Origin of the sequence: Cytobacillus eiseniae (assembly GCF_017874625.1) — a bacterium.
Taxonomy (GTDB): Bacteria; Bacillota; Bacilli; order Bacillales; family Cytobacillaceae; genus Cytobacillus; species Cytobacillus eiseniae.
Genome location: NZ_JAGIKZ010000006.1, coordinates 126244 through 141159, shown reverse-complemented (window position 1 = coordinate 141159; position 14916 = coordinate 126244). Strand labels below are relative to the sequence as shown.

Sequence of the window (14916 nt, the reverse complement as noted above, 5' to 3'; positions counted from 1 at the left end):
ACAATAATATGTTTAAGTCAATCCTCATCCTTTATATCTCGATCCTCTGGAATCGGTTCATTCAGTATCTCTTCAATCAGCTCCTTATATGTTTCCATTTGCTTAATATGTGTTTTAAATTGCTCTTTATTAATTAAAAACTGTTCTCCATCATGAATCGCACGAATTCGCTTCTGCTGTATTAAGCTCTCAACATACGTTTCAGGATAAGAAAGATACTCTGCTGTTTCCTTTATTGTTAAATACATCGAATAGTCATTTCCTTTCAAAGATCTATAAAGAATTATAACAAAAAACACGGAACAAAAGCGCAAGCGCCTAAGGTCTCGCCGTACAAACTGGAAGGACTGGTTCTTTCGATAAAGGAAACACGGTGAGCGTGAGCGATACCATGCTTGACGCAATCGTTGCGGAGCAGTACTGAAGTTTGATAGGCGATAGGCACTCCTCCTATAAGAAAAACTCTTATACTCGTGCGATGCATACGCTGCCGAAGTGTTCCTTGTGGAGCTGGACGTAGAACAAACTATTCACATTTTATACACAACGTGCGATTAGTGGTTTCCCTTAAACACGAAAAAAAATGATCCATTAACCGAATAACTGATTAATGGATCATTTTACATTTATCCTTTAATTTCAAGCAGCTTTTGCCTTAAATCACTTTCCATTGAGGCTAGCTCATTTTCAGCCACTCTACGCTTGTGGCGGCCTTCTTCTTGAATTTTCAATGTTTCTTCTAATGTTGAAATTAAGCTTTCTTGTGTTTTCTTTAAAGTTTCAATATCAACAATTCCACGCTCATTTTCTCTTGCTGTTTCAATCGTATTTGTTTTAAGCATTTCAGCATTTTTTAATAATAGGTCATTTGTTGTTTTTGATACTTGCTTCTGTGCTTCTACTGCATGCCTCTGTCTAATTAAGGTTAAAGCAATCGCGACTTGGTTCTTCCATAGCGGAATAGCTGTCATAATAGAAGACTGTATTTTTTCAACGAGTGCTTGGTTTGTATTTTGGATTAAACGAATTTGTGGTGCACTCTGAATCGTCACTTCACGGCTAAGCTTCAAATCATACAAACGTTTATCCAACCGATCAGCAAATTGAATCATGTCATTTACTTCCTGGAACTTCATTTGATCATTGGATGCTTCTGCTGCTTTTTTCAGTTCAGGAATCGTTTTCTCATGTAATTCTTCCAGCTTGATTTCCCCAGCTGCAATGTAGACATTCAACGCATTAAAATATTCCTTATTGTTTTCATAAAGTTTATCTAACATCACGATATCTGATAAAAGGATATTTTTACTTCTTTCAAGCTTCACACTAATTCGATCAATTTGTGCTCCTGTTTTTTGGTATTTGGATAATGTTTCTTGAATAGAACTCGAAATTCTCCCAAACATGCGTGCAAAAAAGGACGGAGATTCCGCTCGCAAATCATCAGGATTTACTTCATTAAATCTTCGCATTAAATCACTAATGATTTCTCCAACTTCCCCAATATCTTGTTTTTGCACATGTTCAAGCATCGTATGTGAGAAGGTCAATAGCTTTGACTGAGCTGGTGTACCATATGAAATCATCGCTTGATGATTCTTTGGATCAATTTGTTCAGCCAATTGATATGCTTTGACTTTGTTTTCTGGTGGAATAACATCGATCAGCTTGATTGGTTTCTCTTCCTTTACTTGCAAACTTGGAAGCTCCTGCTTTTCACCAAAAGGATTGGCAAGCAAATCATCCATTAAATTTGCATCGCTTGCATTTTTTAATAAGGATGGGTTCACTTCACTCATTTTAAACGCCTGCTTTCTATAAGGTTTTGCGAATCCTTACGTGTCTGAATCGAATGCTTTGCTACATCAATTTCAAAATTCAGATGGTCAATATCATCAGAAATCACCCGATATAAATCTTCCTCAACCATCTTAGACATTTGCTCTAATGTTTTGCGTGTTTCATAAAGTGATTGATCCAATTCATACGTCTTTTTGGGCTGCGCAGATAAAAACACATATTTCTCGGATAGTTCAACAGCCGAATCTAAATGTGAGAAATAAAATTCCTCCGCCTTATAAAAACGCTTCGGTTCCTTTTTTGTTAAATAATATATTTTTTTCGTCGTCTTTGTAAATTCCACCCGTTGTTTAAGTGTTGGCAAATGTCGAATAGAAAGCATCGATTTATGCAAACGATTTAACTTTCCTTTCGCTTCCTCCAAGTTTTTCTTAATATATTGATACTCTTTTCTTGTTAACTGATGCTTTTTCAAAAAGCGCTGTTTCAAAACGATTCCACTTATCCAGTAAGCAATAATTCCTGCACCAATGGAAATGGCTCCTGAAAGGAAAAATGTTTGATCAAAGGCAAAAAAGCTTAACAGCCATACAAGAAAAGTGGATGGAATTGCAACAAACATTCGACTAAGAAAGACTAAAAACTGATTCATCAGCAATCAACTCCTGACTTAAATCCTTAATATATATACGTATGAACGAATTCCAGGTTTCAGCTTTACAAATTAATTTTATCCTTCTTATTAACAATACATCATAACTATTTGTTCATCCATAGACTGCAACCTTAATTTTCTCTAAGACTTAAGACGTAGATATGGCCACTTAGCTGTTTGGAGTAGGATTGATCGATCTCTAGGAGCGAATATAGATATGGATAAAGAGTAGAGGATGAGTAGGAACCCAATCTCCAGAATTAGACGGTAGATTTAGATAGGATTCCCTTTTGCATTAATTGACTTTCGCCCTTTTCATTAGTTCTTCAGCTGATGAGGAAATATAGGAAAAGAAGCTGCTTAGCTCTTGAATACTAGCGGAGTCCTTTCTATCGTTTCAACGATTTCCTGAATGGAATCATTACTTTGATTCATCGATTTATTTATTTTCTCGAGGAACTAGTCGATGATTATTTACTGATCAGCATTACTGATGATTTCTTAAAGTTTGAGACATCGCTGTACTCCTTCTTTTTTTACATTAATTGTATCATATATTTAAGTTATCTCATTTACCAAATAAAGACATTCCTAATAAATTTCCTTACTCCATTAGCTTATGAATAATTGATAAAAAATACATTTATTTTATAGACTGAAAAAACTCGGCCAAAAAAGACCGAGTCTTGACATTATCTTTTATACCAATCAGCATGCTCATCCATATGTAAAACTGGAATATCCGTATCAATCTCACCTACGATCTGTTTAATGGGTACATTGTCTCCAGCTAGCCATTGAGCAAAGTCAAATGAGGTTGGCACCTGGTCCCCACCTAGAGCAAACCATGCCTTTAATTCTTTAGGGAAATAGACTGAAGTATGAATGGTACCTGCCCAGCTGCTATATAAATCAGAAAAGATTCCTTTATCTGTCTGATTAAACAGTTGAAAAGCTTCATTTGCATTCATGATATTCGAATAATGGTCTTCAATAATTTCTAGTCTTCTTTTTGAATCATCTAGATGGTAACGATTCTCTTGTTTCATTATTTCAAAATGATTGGTACAAGCATTTGAACGTCGAACCTCAATGCCACGTGGCGATGTTTCAATTACGAATGTCTCTCCAGTGCCGTCATATACAACATAACTAAAAGAATGTCTATGTGGAAGTTCCTTAAGCATCATAACGGCTTCAGTCACATTTCCGCAGGATTCCAGGACTAGTCTCCCAATCATACAACAAATAAAACCGTCACCAGGTTTTTTTCGATGCATGAAATTATATCCTATAGCTAACCCTTTTTCATTCATTCCATCCATTCTTCCAGTCACTCTTTGACTCGGTCCAATTATCGCATATCCTTGATCACTTGGTTGAAATATCACAAACCGTCCCTCATATGTTTTTGGGTGATAATCATAGTTTCGAATTAAGTAATGTTCACTTGTCATAATTGAACATCCTGAACGAGCGTAATTAAGACGATAGCCGCCAAACTCTTTCAATACACGTTCCATAGGCCATTCCAATGCAGCTTGCATCCCTTCTAATTCATCCCAAACACGAGGGGCAAATGGAATAATCGCCTCTTTCACTTCATCAACCGATAATTTAAATCGAGGTTTTCGTACCTTCCATTGATTATCACGATTTATTACAGAAAGTGAATCTTTAATTTTTTCTCCTTGCATATAACCAAAATCAAAATGAGTTCCACGAAATTGGATAATATCACTATATATTTGCTTCATAACTCATCCCTCTTTTTATATGAACTAATTACATTAGCATAATTGATCCAACTGGAAAAAGAAAGGGATTCATACTTACTTGCCTACTGGATCTTACGAGACATTCATCTTCAACAAACTTTTGCACACAACGAAGAAAACTATTGCTTTCCCCCTCTTCAACTGTCATGATTAAGAGACTTCAAATACAGAATGAGTAGGTGCAAAATATGATTGAGATTAAAACTTCGACACTCAGTGATGGGGAATTCAATAGAGGAGTATTCGCTACACGTGATATTGCTAAAGGTGAGCTAATACATGAAGCACCAGTCATCGCTTACCCAAATGATGAACATCAGTATATTGATCAAACAATACTTGCTGATTATGCTTTTGAATATGGCAAGAATCATAGTGCGATTCTTTTAGGGTATGGCATGCTTTTTAATCACTCCTACACGCCTAACGCTACTTATGATATTAATTTTGATAATCATACATTCGACTTTTTTGCCTACACAAATATTAAAGCAGGTGAAGAAATCTTAATTAATTATAATGGCGATGTGGATGATACAGACCCTTTATGGTTTAATAAATAAGCAAAAAAGAAGGGATATTCAATAACTGAATGTCCCTTCTTTTCATATCCTATTAATTTTCAGCTAATTTTGTAGCAACTTTTCCATCTGATTCTTTTCCCTTAAGTGGATCTTCAGCTTGCTTTGCCCGCTTAATAAAGAAAGAAAGAATAATAGCAACTGCAGCAATACCTGTTGCAATAAAGAAGGCATCATTTATTCCATGAAGCATTGCTGTCATTTCGATTTGATGCTTCATTTCTGTTAGTACAGCTTCAGTCGGCTGAGCAGTCATATTATTCATCATATCTGCAGCTAATTTAGTTGCATGTGTTTCTGTCCTTGTAGACATAACAGTAACTAGCAATGCTGTACCAATCGCGCCTGCCACTTGGTTCAGCGTATTGTTCATTGCTGTACCATGTGGATAGAATCGTGGAGGCAACTGATTTAATCCATTTGTAGAAACTGGCATCATGACCATCGACATTCCGAACATCCGTATGGAATTTAAAACTACTAAATAAGCATATGTTGTCTCATCTGTTAGCTGACTGAAATAGTATGTCGTTACAGTTAATATAATTAAGCCAGTAACGGCTAGAATTCGTCCACCAAATTTGTCAAATAATTTTCCTGTCACTGGCGACATAACTGCCATAATTAATGCACCAGGCAGCATCATTAAACCAGCATCCATAGGTGAAATTCCACGAATGGTTTGAACATAAATTGGAATTAATAGCATTCCAGAAAACATCGCCATATTGACTACCATCGTAATGGCAGATGATAGAGCAAACATCGGATATTTATATACCTTAAAGTTAAGCATTGGGTTTTCCATTCGTATTTGACGTAAAATAAACCATGTAAGTGTAACGACCCCTATCGCGATGGTTGCATATACATGTGGGCTCCCCCAACCCTTATCACCTGCAGAACTAAACCCGTATAAGATTCCACCAAATCCCAAACTCGATAAAAGAAGCGATTTGATATCTAAGTGAATATCTTTCTTTTCTTTTTTATCCTTAAGCAAGAAAAAGCCAATTAATAAAACGATGAAAGCAATTGGTGTGACAAAATGGAAAAGCATTCTCCAGTCGTATCGTTCAATGATCCACCCAGATAATGTTGGTCCAATTGCGGGTGCAGCCATTAATATTAAACCGAAAAAGCCCATCGCTACTCCTCTTTTTTCAATCGGAAAGCTTACTAGCATGACATTCATAAGAAGAGGCATCATAATTGCGGAACCAGAAGCTTGAAGCATCCGTCCTGCCAATAAAACTGGGAATACATGGGCAACACCCGCTACTAATGTCCCAATTGTAAACAACAGCATGGCGGCCAAAAATAAGCGGCGAACTGAATATTTTTCAATTAAAAAAGCTGTTGCTGGAATTAAAATTCCATTCACTAACATATATCCAGTAGTTAACCATTGAACAGTTGATGCCCCAACTTGTAAATCTTCCATCATTGAAGGCAATGCAACATTCAATAAAGTATTATTTAAAAATGCAATAAAAGCACCAATCATCAGGACAGCTATTATCCCATATGGTGGACGATCAGTCTTTTTTATGGAATGGTCCATATAAATTTCCCCCTATATACGTATGGTTCATTATTTTGTACTGCTATTTCACATAAGGTATATCATATACTATGAGTCCAAACAATGCAATTATAAAATTTCGGGTTCTGTAATATGTATCTGTTTGAATAAACCTCAAAAGTAATATACTATTAGTTTTATACAAGTAGTTCAACTATTACTAAAGGTGATTATAATGAATGCACGGAAAAAGCATGTGATTAAAATGGCTCATCAATTATTTATTGATAAAGGTTTTCAAGCAACTTCCATTCAAGACATATTAGATTATAGTGGCATTTCTAAAGGAACATTTTATAATTATTTTTCATCAAAAAATGAATTATTACTCGCACTTTTCTCGACAATTTACAAAGAATTAGAAATGGCGCGAAATGAATTATTAATTGGACAGGACCCTGCCGATATTGAAGTTTTTAAAAAACAAATTGAATTACAACTAAAAATAAATCGGTCGAATAAATTAATATCGCTTTTCGAAGAGGTTCTTGTTTCAAATGATGAAGACTTGAAGCAGTTCATGAAACGCAGCCATTTTCGAATTCTTCGCTGGCTGTATTATCGATTCATTGATATTTTCGGAGAAGAAAAAAAACCCTATTTATTAGACTGTTCGATTATGTTCATGGGGATTCTACAGCATAATCTTAAATACCATAAATTAGCACACCAATCTACTGCAGGTATTTATAAAGTGATCCACTATAGTGTCGAGCGAATGATAAAGATAGTTAATGAGGTTTCAGAAGCGGATGAACAATTAGTGCAGCCAGAATTAATAGAGAGTTTGGTTCCTATTCGCGATCATCTAGACCAATCATTCCAGCAAAAACTATATCAAACTATTTTATCGCTTAAAAAGGCGCTTACCCATAAGGATGAGCATTCTCAGTGTATTCAGCTATTAGATTTCATCCAAGAGGAACTACTCCACTCTAAAAGTCCACGTCAATTTCTAGTTGATAGTACTTTATTATCGTTGAAAACAAATCAGTCTACTTTAGGGCATATGGAACTACAAAAGCTTGAACAATTAGTTTCCGACTTTTTTGCTTAAAACAGAAGGAAAGTATACTATAAAATTTAGAGCCAGTCTACTCACAATCATGAGTGAAACTGGCCCTTTTTTTTGCTATCTTTACCGTATCTAACCATTTCTCCTAATAGATCTTTGTTCAAATCCTGGAATAAAGAGGAGAAGTAAAAATCGAATGAATCCTCAGACTCTCACTGCAATTTCTTTTATTTTTGTTATTTATTAAATGGAAGAAGGATTAGGCATTCATTTATCATTAATTTAAAGGCTGTTTTCGCAAATATTATTGCTATTTTACACATAATTTTGGTAAAGGTTGATTTCCGCTCCAGGTTGCTCCCTTTCCGCGGGGTAGGCGCTGAGCCTCCTCGGAGCAATCGCTCCTGTGGGGTCTCAGCTGTCCTACACATCCCGCAGGAGTCTCGCACCTTCCGCTCCAATCAACCGACCTAGTTGGTAAAGCATTCATTCTAACAATTGATTTAAAAACAACAATCTTTTAGAAAAGAGCCAATTTAAAAAATAGCATGTTAAGCTTTAAAGCTTAACATGCTATTTTTATTTATGCTCTATTTGCTTTTCTTCTTCGTTAATCTACCTAATATAAATGCACCAGCAGCTACACCAATTACCGTGTTTGTCTTCTTATTAAAAACTTGTTTTGCAACAAGATTTAGATTTTGCGGTCTTTCAGCAAGACGTCTCATAAAATAGCCATACCAATCTTTACCAAAAGGTACGTATGTGCAGAAGTTATAGCCTTCACTTGCTAATTGAAGCTGCATCTCTTTTCTGAAACCATAAAGCATTTGGAATTCAAATTTATCATTTGGAATGTCATTTCTCTTCACGAATTCCTTAACATGATTAATGATATTATGATCATGTGTCGCAATAGAAGTGAACTTTCCATTTAATAAATGCCATTCAATTAAATTAATCATGTTAGCATCGATTGCTTTTTTGTCTTGATAAGCTACTTCTTCTGACTCTTTGTAAGCACCCTTTACAATGCGCAGACGGAAATTTTTATATTTCTGAATATCATCTTCCGCACGTAAGAAGTAAGCTTGAATAACCGTTCCAACATTATCATACTCTCTAGATAGCTCATCTAAAAGATCAAATGACGGATTTAAATGCCCATAGTCTTCCATATCTAAGTTAACAAAAATACCGTAATTATTTGCTCTATGGACAATTTCTCTTACATTATTTAGACAGAAATGATAATCAATATCCAACCCTAATTGAGTAGGCTTTAAAGAAATATGCGCATCCACTTGATTTTCATGAATTGCCTCAATAACATTTAAAATTTGTTCTTTTGCTTCAGTAGCCTCTTCTTTTTTGAAAACAAATTCTCCTAAATTATCAACCGTACACGAGATACCGTGAGCATTAAGTTCCTTTATGCTTCTGATCGTCTCTTCTATATTCGTTCCCGCTACGACACTTTGTGCACCCATTTTTAACCCGTACTTTTTCGCCGCACTATTGAGAAATTGGTTTTGGGATAAGCTTATAAAAAGATCCTTTAACATAGCGATTACTCCTAACTATTAAATGTTTTTATATTATTATATCATACGAATTCGACAAAAAATATTTTGAGAATTTTCTTTATTCAACTTTCACTATCCATTCAATAATCTTGCTAATATTTATTTCGTTTTTTATAACTTAAATTGTCGAACAAGCTCGTTCAATTCTTCAGCTATTGATGCAAGCTGCTCAGAATTACTAGCTACATGATCGATAGAGGTACTTAATTGTTGAGCAGAAGCGGCTGTTTGTTCCACGCCGGCTGCCGCTTCCTCAGAAACAGAGGCAATTTCATCAATAGACCCATTCATTTCCTGCCCATTCGCTGCAATCTCAGCTAAGTTTTCTGACACACTCATAATATTTCTAACCATTTCTGTTACGGATTCACTAATTTTGCTAAAGGTATCCCCTGTTATTTTCATTTGTGATGTTCTTTTTCAACTTCTTCATACCCATTTTTCAGTGATTCTGCAACAATACCTGATTCACTTTGAATCTTCGAAACAATTCCAGTAATATCACTAACTGAAATCGAAACCTGTTCTGCAAGGGTCCTTACTTCATCTGCAACAACGGCAAATCCTTTTCCATGCTCTCCCGCTCTAGCAGCTTCTATAGCCGCATTCAATGCTAGCAGATTTGTTTGTGCTGCAATATCTTTAATAACTAAGACTAATTTGGATATCTCTTGAGATTGTTGATCCAAACCATCCATCTTTCCAGCTGCCTCAAAGACAATTTGGTTGATTTTATCCATTTGGTTCATGGATGATTCCATTAATTGAGTGCCTTCAGTAGTCATCTGCAGCACATCTTTTGAATAAACTTGTACTTGTTCCCCATTATCATTTGTTTCTTCAATTTTAATGGAAAACTCGCCCATATTAGAAGCCAAAATACTTACACTATTTGCCTGACTTTCAGATCCATGTGCTAATTCATCCATAGTTATTGAAACTTGTTCTGCTCCGGTCTTTACCTCATTTGCTGTTTGTGTTAACTCTTCACTTTGTCTTGATACCGTTTCAGAAACTTGATTTATTTTAGTTAATAACCCTTTAGTGTTTTTATTCATTTCATTCGTAGCATCTACAAGCTGACCAATTTCATCGTTAGTCTTTATATCCAATAATGGTTGACTAAGATCACCGCTTGCAAGCATTTTCATCCTCTTTGCTACAGACATAATGGGCTTTGAGATGATTGTAGCCGTTACGTGTGAAACAGTAATCCCTAGGGCAATAACAATCAAAGTAATTACAATATCAACGATTAAAGTTGTTTTCCCTTTAGCGATCATTTCTTCTCCGTTGTTGGAAAGAAATGTTTCTCTTTCTAAAGCCATCGTTTTAAATCCATTTGTTATTTCGCGTTCTAGTGGCATAACCTCTGTAGACATAATTTCGACTGCTCTTTCCTTCTCCCCAAGGTCATATTGCTCAAACACTCTATTAATAGCTTCTCCCCAAATCATCTTTTTTTCAATTAACTTTTGCGCTTCCTCAGATGGGTTGAACCCAACAAGTTTATTCTCTAGTGCAATGCTTTCATCTATAGTGGCAGCAAATTCCTCTCTTAATTCATGATCGCCATATAATAAGTATCCACGTACTAAAGAGGTTCTTTCTGACATATTCAACGAGATATTTTCTTCAACAATCAATAATGATTGTTCTTTTACGATCATGTTTGTATTATTATTTAAATCATTGATTGAAATGGTGTTAAATACTCCTAATAAAAGCACTAATAACAGCACAGAACTAAAGCTGAATAGAATTTTCCTTTTTAAACTATTTAAACGAAACAATCCTTTCAAAACAAATCCCTCACACTTCTCTTAAATATTTAATGTCCACGTGAAAACTATTTCATTGGTTATTGCGTATATTTTTCTAGTAAATTGCACCTAGTTAATTTTCACTGCAAGACTAACTTTAGGCTTTCTTAGAGTACAATGCACCTGCAAACCAATGCGTCCTTCTGGAATCTCACATCTTTCGCTTCCATCAACCTTTTGGCTAACCTATCTAACCTTTTAGCAAAAATCTTTTAGATTAAATCCTTCAAAAAAGAGAGTTTTCAAATAACATAGTAATAGTCATAATCGTAATTATAAGATTTCACATCTATTATATCGGATATTATTTTACGATATTAATTAATTGTTATTTTCGGAAAGCTCCATAAAGTTGTATCATTATTCCTGTTTTTCTAGCTTTTCTACAATAGTAAAATTAGATGATACATAAAAAGCACAATCTCCTGTTTCATGGAGATTGTGCTTCCGTTATATTTGATCAAACAGTAAACTTTTTAATCAATCCTTTTAATTCCTCAGCCATTTTTGCTAATGAAGATGCGGACGAGGTGACTTCTTCCATTGATGCCAACTGTTCTTCAGATGCAGCAGCAATTTCCCCATTACGCTCAACCGCATCATTTGTGATTCGTGAAACCTCAGCAATCGAGGAATTGACCTGTTCAACACTTGCTGACATTTCTTCTGAAATCGCGGATAGCTCTTGAACTTCAGCACTTACATTCTCGACTGATCTCGAGATGGAATCAAAAGTTTTGCCTGTTTCCTGTACTAAATTCATTCCTACATTTACTTCAATTGAGCTTTGATCCATCATATCAGAAATTCGTAACGTGTCATTTTGAATGACATTTACTAGATTAGCTACTTGGCTTGCTGATGCTCTTGACTGCTCAGCTAGCTTTTTTACTTCATTTGCAACAACTGCAAATCCTTTTCCATGCTCGCCAGCTCGAGCCGATTCAATGGCCGCATTTAATGCTAGTAAATTTGTTTCTTCTGCTATTGCTGTGATCATATCAATAATCTGACCAATTTCTGCAGATTTACTATTCAATTCTTTCATTACTTTATTCGTTTCAATCGTTGAATGATTGATTGATCTCATTTGATCAATCACCTTTAGAATCGATTCATTCCCGTCAACCGCCTGTTTTGTTGTATCTGATGCCGTTACAGCGACTGCTGAAGTTTTTTCTGCCACTCGTTGAATCCCGGTAGCCATTTCATTCACTGCTAATGCACTATCTTCTGTATTCTTCCCTTGTATTTCTGTGCCGCGAGCGACTTCCTGCATAGCAGTTACAATTTGCTCAGTTGCTGCATTCGTTTGCTGTGCACTAGCCGTCAATTCCTCAGCTGAAGATGCTACCTGTCCAGATGTGCTCTCTACCTGTACAATTAATTCCCTTAAATTTTTAGTCATTTGATTGAATGAATCTGCTAATTGGCCAATTTCATCTCTATTCTTGACCTTTACATCCTCTATTGCTAAATTCCCTTTAGCAATTTGTTCAGCTGAATATGAAATTTGCTTAACAGGATTGGAAATGATTCTGCTTAAATAAAATGCGACAAATACGCCAACTAAATAGGCTAAAGTAGAAATAACAATTAATAAGGTTTTCATCCCTTTAATTATTTCTGTTTGTTCCTTGCTCGTATTTTTAAAGATTGTTTCCTGATGGTCCAGTACTTTTTCTACATTTTCCGAAACTTGACTAGCAATCGCATTTCCTTTTTCTTTCATTAATCTTGTAATTTCATGTAATTGATCTAGTTTTTATACTCAATCGCTTCAAATGCGACTTCTCTATATTGCGCTTCTACTTCAATTAAATCTTTTATTATTTTTTCTGCCTTCTCATCAATCTTAAGATTTAAGAATTCCTTTGTGCTTTTAGCAAAATCATCATGCGACTCATTAAAGCGCGTTATATTGCTTTCATCTGCACCGATAATAAACCCACGCAAAGCAATTTGCTCTGATAAAACAGCTTCCTGCATCGCAGAAACAAGCTTATTCTTTTGAAGGCTTTCATCGATTGCTTCAGTAAAGTTCTTGTTAAGACTATCGTATTGAAAATAGGAAGTTGATGAAATGATCGCTAGTAGCATAATTACTGAGATAAAACCGATCATTAATTTTTTTCGTACATTCATTCTCATGCTTATTTTCCTCTCCTAGATAACACTGTAGTGTTCACTGTTAATATATTAAAATAACTTAGCAGATAATCATTTCAAACAATCACTCCTGATTCCGACAAAAATAGCCCTTCTAAATAGAAGGGCCTAAAAATAAAAATAGCTTTTTTAGCAACTGGCTGGCATAGTATACAATACTTTAGCCCCTATAGCTTTGCGTCTCTACCTTTCAATAGATTTGCCCCTTATGAAGTATTAATTACTTTATTGCTATAGTTTATCATATTAAATGGGGAAAGGTAGGATATTTTTCACGTTTTTGAGATAGAAAGAGTCTAGTAAGAAAGTCTTTATAGGAAAAACTTCAAAGCCCTATACTACTCCATTGCTTTTTAAGAAATACAATCATCCGACAATGCGCAAACTCAAAATTTTCCTTTTTCGAAAAATTTTATTTGCCTACTAATAATTTAAGATTTTTACTAAAGTTGATGCCCTATACAAAAAACGTTCATATAAGTTTATTTTGTTAATGAACTTCTCTACTAATTTTTTATATGGCCTCACTATTTGGAATATAGTTTTGAACATTTTATTCTTTATCGGAATTTAATTCAAACAACTGAGAAAAATGCAAAGACTAAAACATCTACATTTAGCTTTGTATCCAAAATATTAATAAATTGATATGGATAAGGAATAGAGAGTGCCTCGATATCTAATTCGAAGGTGTTGAGCCAGCATAGTTTTTTCAATCTACGCACTCATGAAGAGTGCGACATTCCTAAGGCAAGAGTATTTCGAATTCCTTCCAATTTCAATCCACCCACTAATGAAGAGTGCGACGATTGCACTGTGCATTTTTGGACTTTCATGGTGAATTTCAATCCATGCACTCATGAAGAGTGCGACTTGGGCAATTCCTGCATTGGATTCAAGACGAATAATTTCAATCCACGCACTCATGAAGAGTGCGACACTATCCGAAATGTGGGGCATTGGCAGACGTGTTATTTCAATCCACGCACTCATGAAGAGTGCGACAATACATTTGCTAAATCAACTAACATCTCGTTTATTTCAATCCACGCACTCATGAAGAGTGCGACCATATTCATGAATTATTAAATGGTTTTCCGAGACAATTTCAATCCACGCACTCATGAAGAGTGCGACCACAATACTTACAATGATGCTTCAGCAAACAATATTTCAATCCACGCACTCATGAAGAGTGCGACTAAATATCAATATTCTGTTGAGGTAAGAAAAGTAATTTCAATCCACGCACTCATGAAGAGTGCGACGTATTGTAAAAGATTTGAATGAGTTACATGGTTCAATTTCAATCCACGCACTCATGAAGAGTGCGACCCGAGATCGTCTCTGAAACTTCAATATTTTCCGATTTCAATCCACGCACTCATGAAGAGTGCGACTTCTTTTGGAGGGTCAAACCAGAGTTTAAGCATATTTCAATCCACGCACTCATGAAGAGTGCGACAGATGGCAAACTATTAGCTGCTTATATTAAGAATATTTCAATCCACGCACTCATGAAGAGTGCGACTCTCGCTTCATTGACTTTGGCTCAAGCGATATTAATTTCAATCCACGCACTCATGAAGAGTGCGACATTCCCAGCTCGACTAAAGTCGATTAGATCACGAATTTCAATCCACGCACTCATGAAGAGTGCGACTGATATGTCTCCGACGGGTAAAAACAACTTTTAGATTTCAATCCACGCACTCATGAAGAGTGCGACAATCCACGATGCGACAACAAGGCAAGCAACTTTATTTCAATCCACGCACTCATGAAGAGTGCGACATGATTTGTTCATCCTGCTCAGCATCCACCCCCTATTTCAATCCACGCACTCATGAAGAGTGCGACTATTTTTTATTTTTGATTGAGGAAGACTTTAAAAAATTTCAATCCACGCACTCATGAAGAGTGC

General features: G+C 35.5%; 12 protein-coding genes, 1 CRISPR repeat array and 1 riboswitch (1 of these 14 only partly in view). Of the genes, 2 read left to right on the top strand and 10 right to left on the bottom strand.

Going from position 1 to position 14916, the window contains the following annotated elements:
• Nucleotides 1-17: 17 nt before the first annotated feature.
• The 4 genes from J2Z40_RS07640 to J2Z40_RS07625 form a co-directional block, all read right to left on the bottom strand.
• Nucleotides 18-248, bottom strand: a complete 231-nt coding sequence (locus J2Z40_RS07640; RefSeq protein ID WP_066400736.1) for an excisionase family DNA-binding protein — start codon at nucleotides 246-248, stop codon at nucleotides 18-20.
• 378 nt (nucleotides 249-626) lie between these two features.
• Complete coding sequence (locus tag J2Z40_RS07635) at nucleotides 627-1799, bottom strand: toxic anion resistance protein (RefSeq protein ID WP_066400734.1); 1173 nt, start codon at nucleotides 1797-1799, stop codon at nucleotides 627-629.
• Nucleotides 1796-2452, bottom strand: a complete 657-nt coding sequence (locus tag J2Z40_RS07630) for a 5-bromo-4-chloroindolyl phosphate hydrolysis family protein (protein ID WP_066400732.1) — start codon at nucleotides 2450-2452, stop codon at nucleotides 1796-1798. The genes J2Z40_RS07635 and J2Z40_RS07630 overlap by 4 nt, the downstream gene beginning before the upstream one ends.
• Nucleotides 2453-3147: 695 nt before the next feature.
• Nucleotides 3148-4212: a C45 family autoproteolytic acyltransferase/hydrolase gene (locus J2Z40_RS07625; RefSeq protein WP_066400730.1), complete on the bottom strand. Its 1065-nt coding sequence runs from the start codon at nucleotides 4210-4212 to the stop codon at nucleotides 3148-3150.
• A 209-nt stretch (nucleotides 4213-4421) separates the two neighbouring features.
• Between J2Z40_RS07625 and J2Z40_RS07620 the strand changes: the two genes are divergently transcribed.
• Nucleotides 4422-4796 carry an SET domain-containing protein gene (locus tag J2Z40_RS07620; RefSeq protein WP_066400729.1) on the top strand — a complete coding sequence of 125 codons (375 nt, stop codon included), beginning with the start codon at nucleotides 4422-4424 and terminating at the stop codon, nucleotides 4794-4796.
• A gap of 52 nt (nucleotides 4797-4848) precedes the next feature.
• Here the strand turns inward: J2Z40_RS07620 and J2Z40_RS07615 are convergent, their stop codons facing one another.
• On the bottom strand, nucleotides 4849-6378 hold the full coding sequence (locus J2Z40_RS07615) for a DHA2 family efflux MFS transporter permease subunit (protein ID WP_066400728.1): 1530 nt from the start codon (nucleotides 6376-6378) through the stop codon (nucleotides 4849-4851).
• Nucleotides 6379-6574: 196 nt separating this feature from the next.
• Here J2Z40_RS07615 and J2Z40_RS07610 point away from each other — a divergent pair, with 196 nt between their 5' ends.
• Nucleotides 6575-7456 (top strand): TetR/AcrR family transcriptional regulator, encoded by an 882-nt coding sequence (locus J2Z40_RS07610; RefSeq protein WP_066400727.1) that lies wholly within the window; start codon nucleotides 6575-6577, stop codon nucleotides 7454-7456.
• Nucleotides 7457-8004: 548 nt separating this feature from the next.
• Here the strand turns inward: J2Z40_RS07610 and J2Z40_RS07605 are convergent.
• The 5 genes from J2Z40_RS07605 to J2Z40_RS07590 form a co-directional block, all read right to left on the bottom strand.
• On the bottom strand, nucleotides 8005-8979 hold the full coding sequence (locus J2Z40_RS07605) for a proline dehydrogenase family protein (protein ID WP_066400726.1): 975 nt from the start codon (nucleotides 8977-8979) through the stop codon (nucleotides 8005-8007).
• 132 nt (nucleotides 8980-9111) lie between these two features.
• On the bottom strand, nucleotides 9112-9405 hold the full coding sequence (locus J2Z40_RS19755; protein WP_245350013.1) for a hypothetical protein: 294 nt from the start codon (nucleotides 9403-9405) through the stop codon (nucleotides 9112-9114).
• Nucleotides 9402-10802, bottom strand: a complete 1401-nt coding sequence (locus J2Z40_RS07600; RefSeq protein WP_245350012.1) for a methyl-accepting chemotaxis protein — start codon at nucleotides 10800-10802, stop codon at nucleotides 9402-9404. Before J2Z40_RS07600 ends, J2Z40_RS19755 begins: the two co-directional genes overlap by 4 nt.
• Before the next feature lie 481 nt (nucleotides 10803-11283).
• Entirely contained in the window at nucleotides 11284-12555 is a 1272-nt protein-coding gene (locus J2Z40_RS07595) for a methyl-accepting chemotaxis protein (protein WP_083954071.1), read from the bottom strand.
• A 26-nt stretch (nucleotides 12556-12581) separates the two neighbouring features.
• Nucleotides 12582-12974: a CHASE3 domain-containing protein gene (locus tag J2Z40_RS07590; RefSeq protein WP_083954070.1), complete on the bottom strand. Its 393-nt coding sequence runs from the start codon at nucleotides 12972-12974 to the stop codon at nucleotides 12582-12584.
• 146 nt (nucleotides 12975-13120) lie between these two features.
• A riboswitch (cyclic di-GMP riboswitch) is annotated at nucleotides 13121-13206 on the bottom strand.
• A gap of 495 nt (nucleotides 13207-13701) precedes the next feature.
• Nucleotides 13702-14916: direct repeats of the CRISPR family, unit length 32 nt; unit sequence ATTTCAATCCACGCACTCATGAAGAGTGCGAC; it runs 6821 nt beyond the window's last position.

Excerpts from the sequence above, each read along its gene's own strand:
- J2Z40_RS07640 (WP_066400736.1), bottom strand. The coding sequence starts at position 248 with ATGTATTTAACAATAAAGGAAACAGCAGAGTATCTTTCTTATCCTGAA.
- J2Z40_RS07635 (WP_066400734.1), bottom strand. The coding sequence starts at position 1,799 with ATGAGTGAAGTGAACCCATCCTTATTAAAAAATGCAAGCGATGCAAAT.
- J2Z40_RS07630 (WP_066400732.1), bottom strand. The coding sequence starts at position 2,452 with ATGAATCAGTTTTTAGTCTTTCTTAGTCGAATGTTTGTTGCAATTCCA.
- J2Z40_RS07625 (WP_066400730.1), bottom strand. The coding sequence starts at position 4,212 with ATGAAGCAAATATATAGTGATATTATCCAATTTCGTGGAACTCATTTT.
- J2Z40_RS07620 (WP_066400729.1), top strand. The coding sequence starts at position 4,422 with ATGATTGAGATTAAAACTTCGACACTCAGTGATGGGGAATTCAATAGA.
- J2Z40_RS07615 (WP_066400728.1), bottom strand. The coding sequence starts at position 6,378 with ATGGACCATTCCATAAAAAAGACTGATCGTCCACCATATGGGATAATA.
- J2Z40_RS07610 (WP_066400727.1), top strand. The coding sequence starts at position 6,575 with ATGAATGCACGGAAAAAGCATGTGATTAAAATGGCTCATCAATTATTT.
- J2Z40_RS07605 (WP_066400726.1), bottom strand. The coding sequence starts at position 8,979 with ATGTTAAAGGATCTTTTTATAAGCTTATCCCAAAACCAATTTCTCAAT.
- J2Z40_RS19755 (WP_245350013.1), bottom strand. The coding sequence starts at position 9,405 with ATGAAAATAACAGGGGATACCTTTAGCAAAATTAGTGAATCCGTAACA.
- J2Z40_RS07595 (WP_083954071.1), bottom strand. The coding sequence starts at position 12,555 with ATGAAAGAAAAAGGAAATGCGATTGCTAGTCAAGTTTCGGAAAATGTA.
- J2Z40_RS07590 (WP_083954070.1), bottom strand. The coding sequence starts at position 12,974 with ATGAGAATGAATGTACGAAAAAAATTAATGATCGGTTTTATCTCAGTA.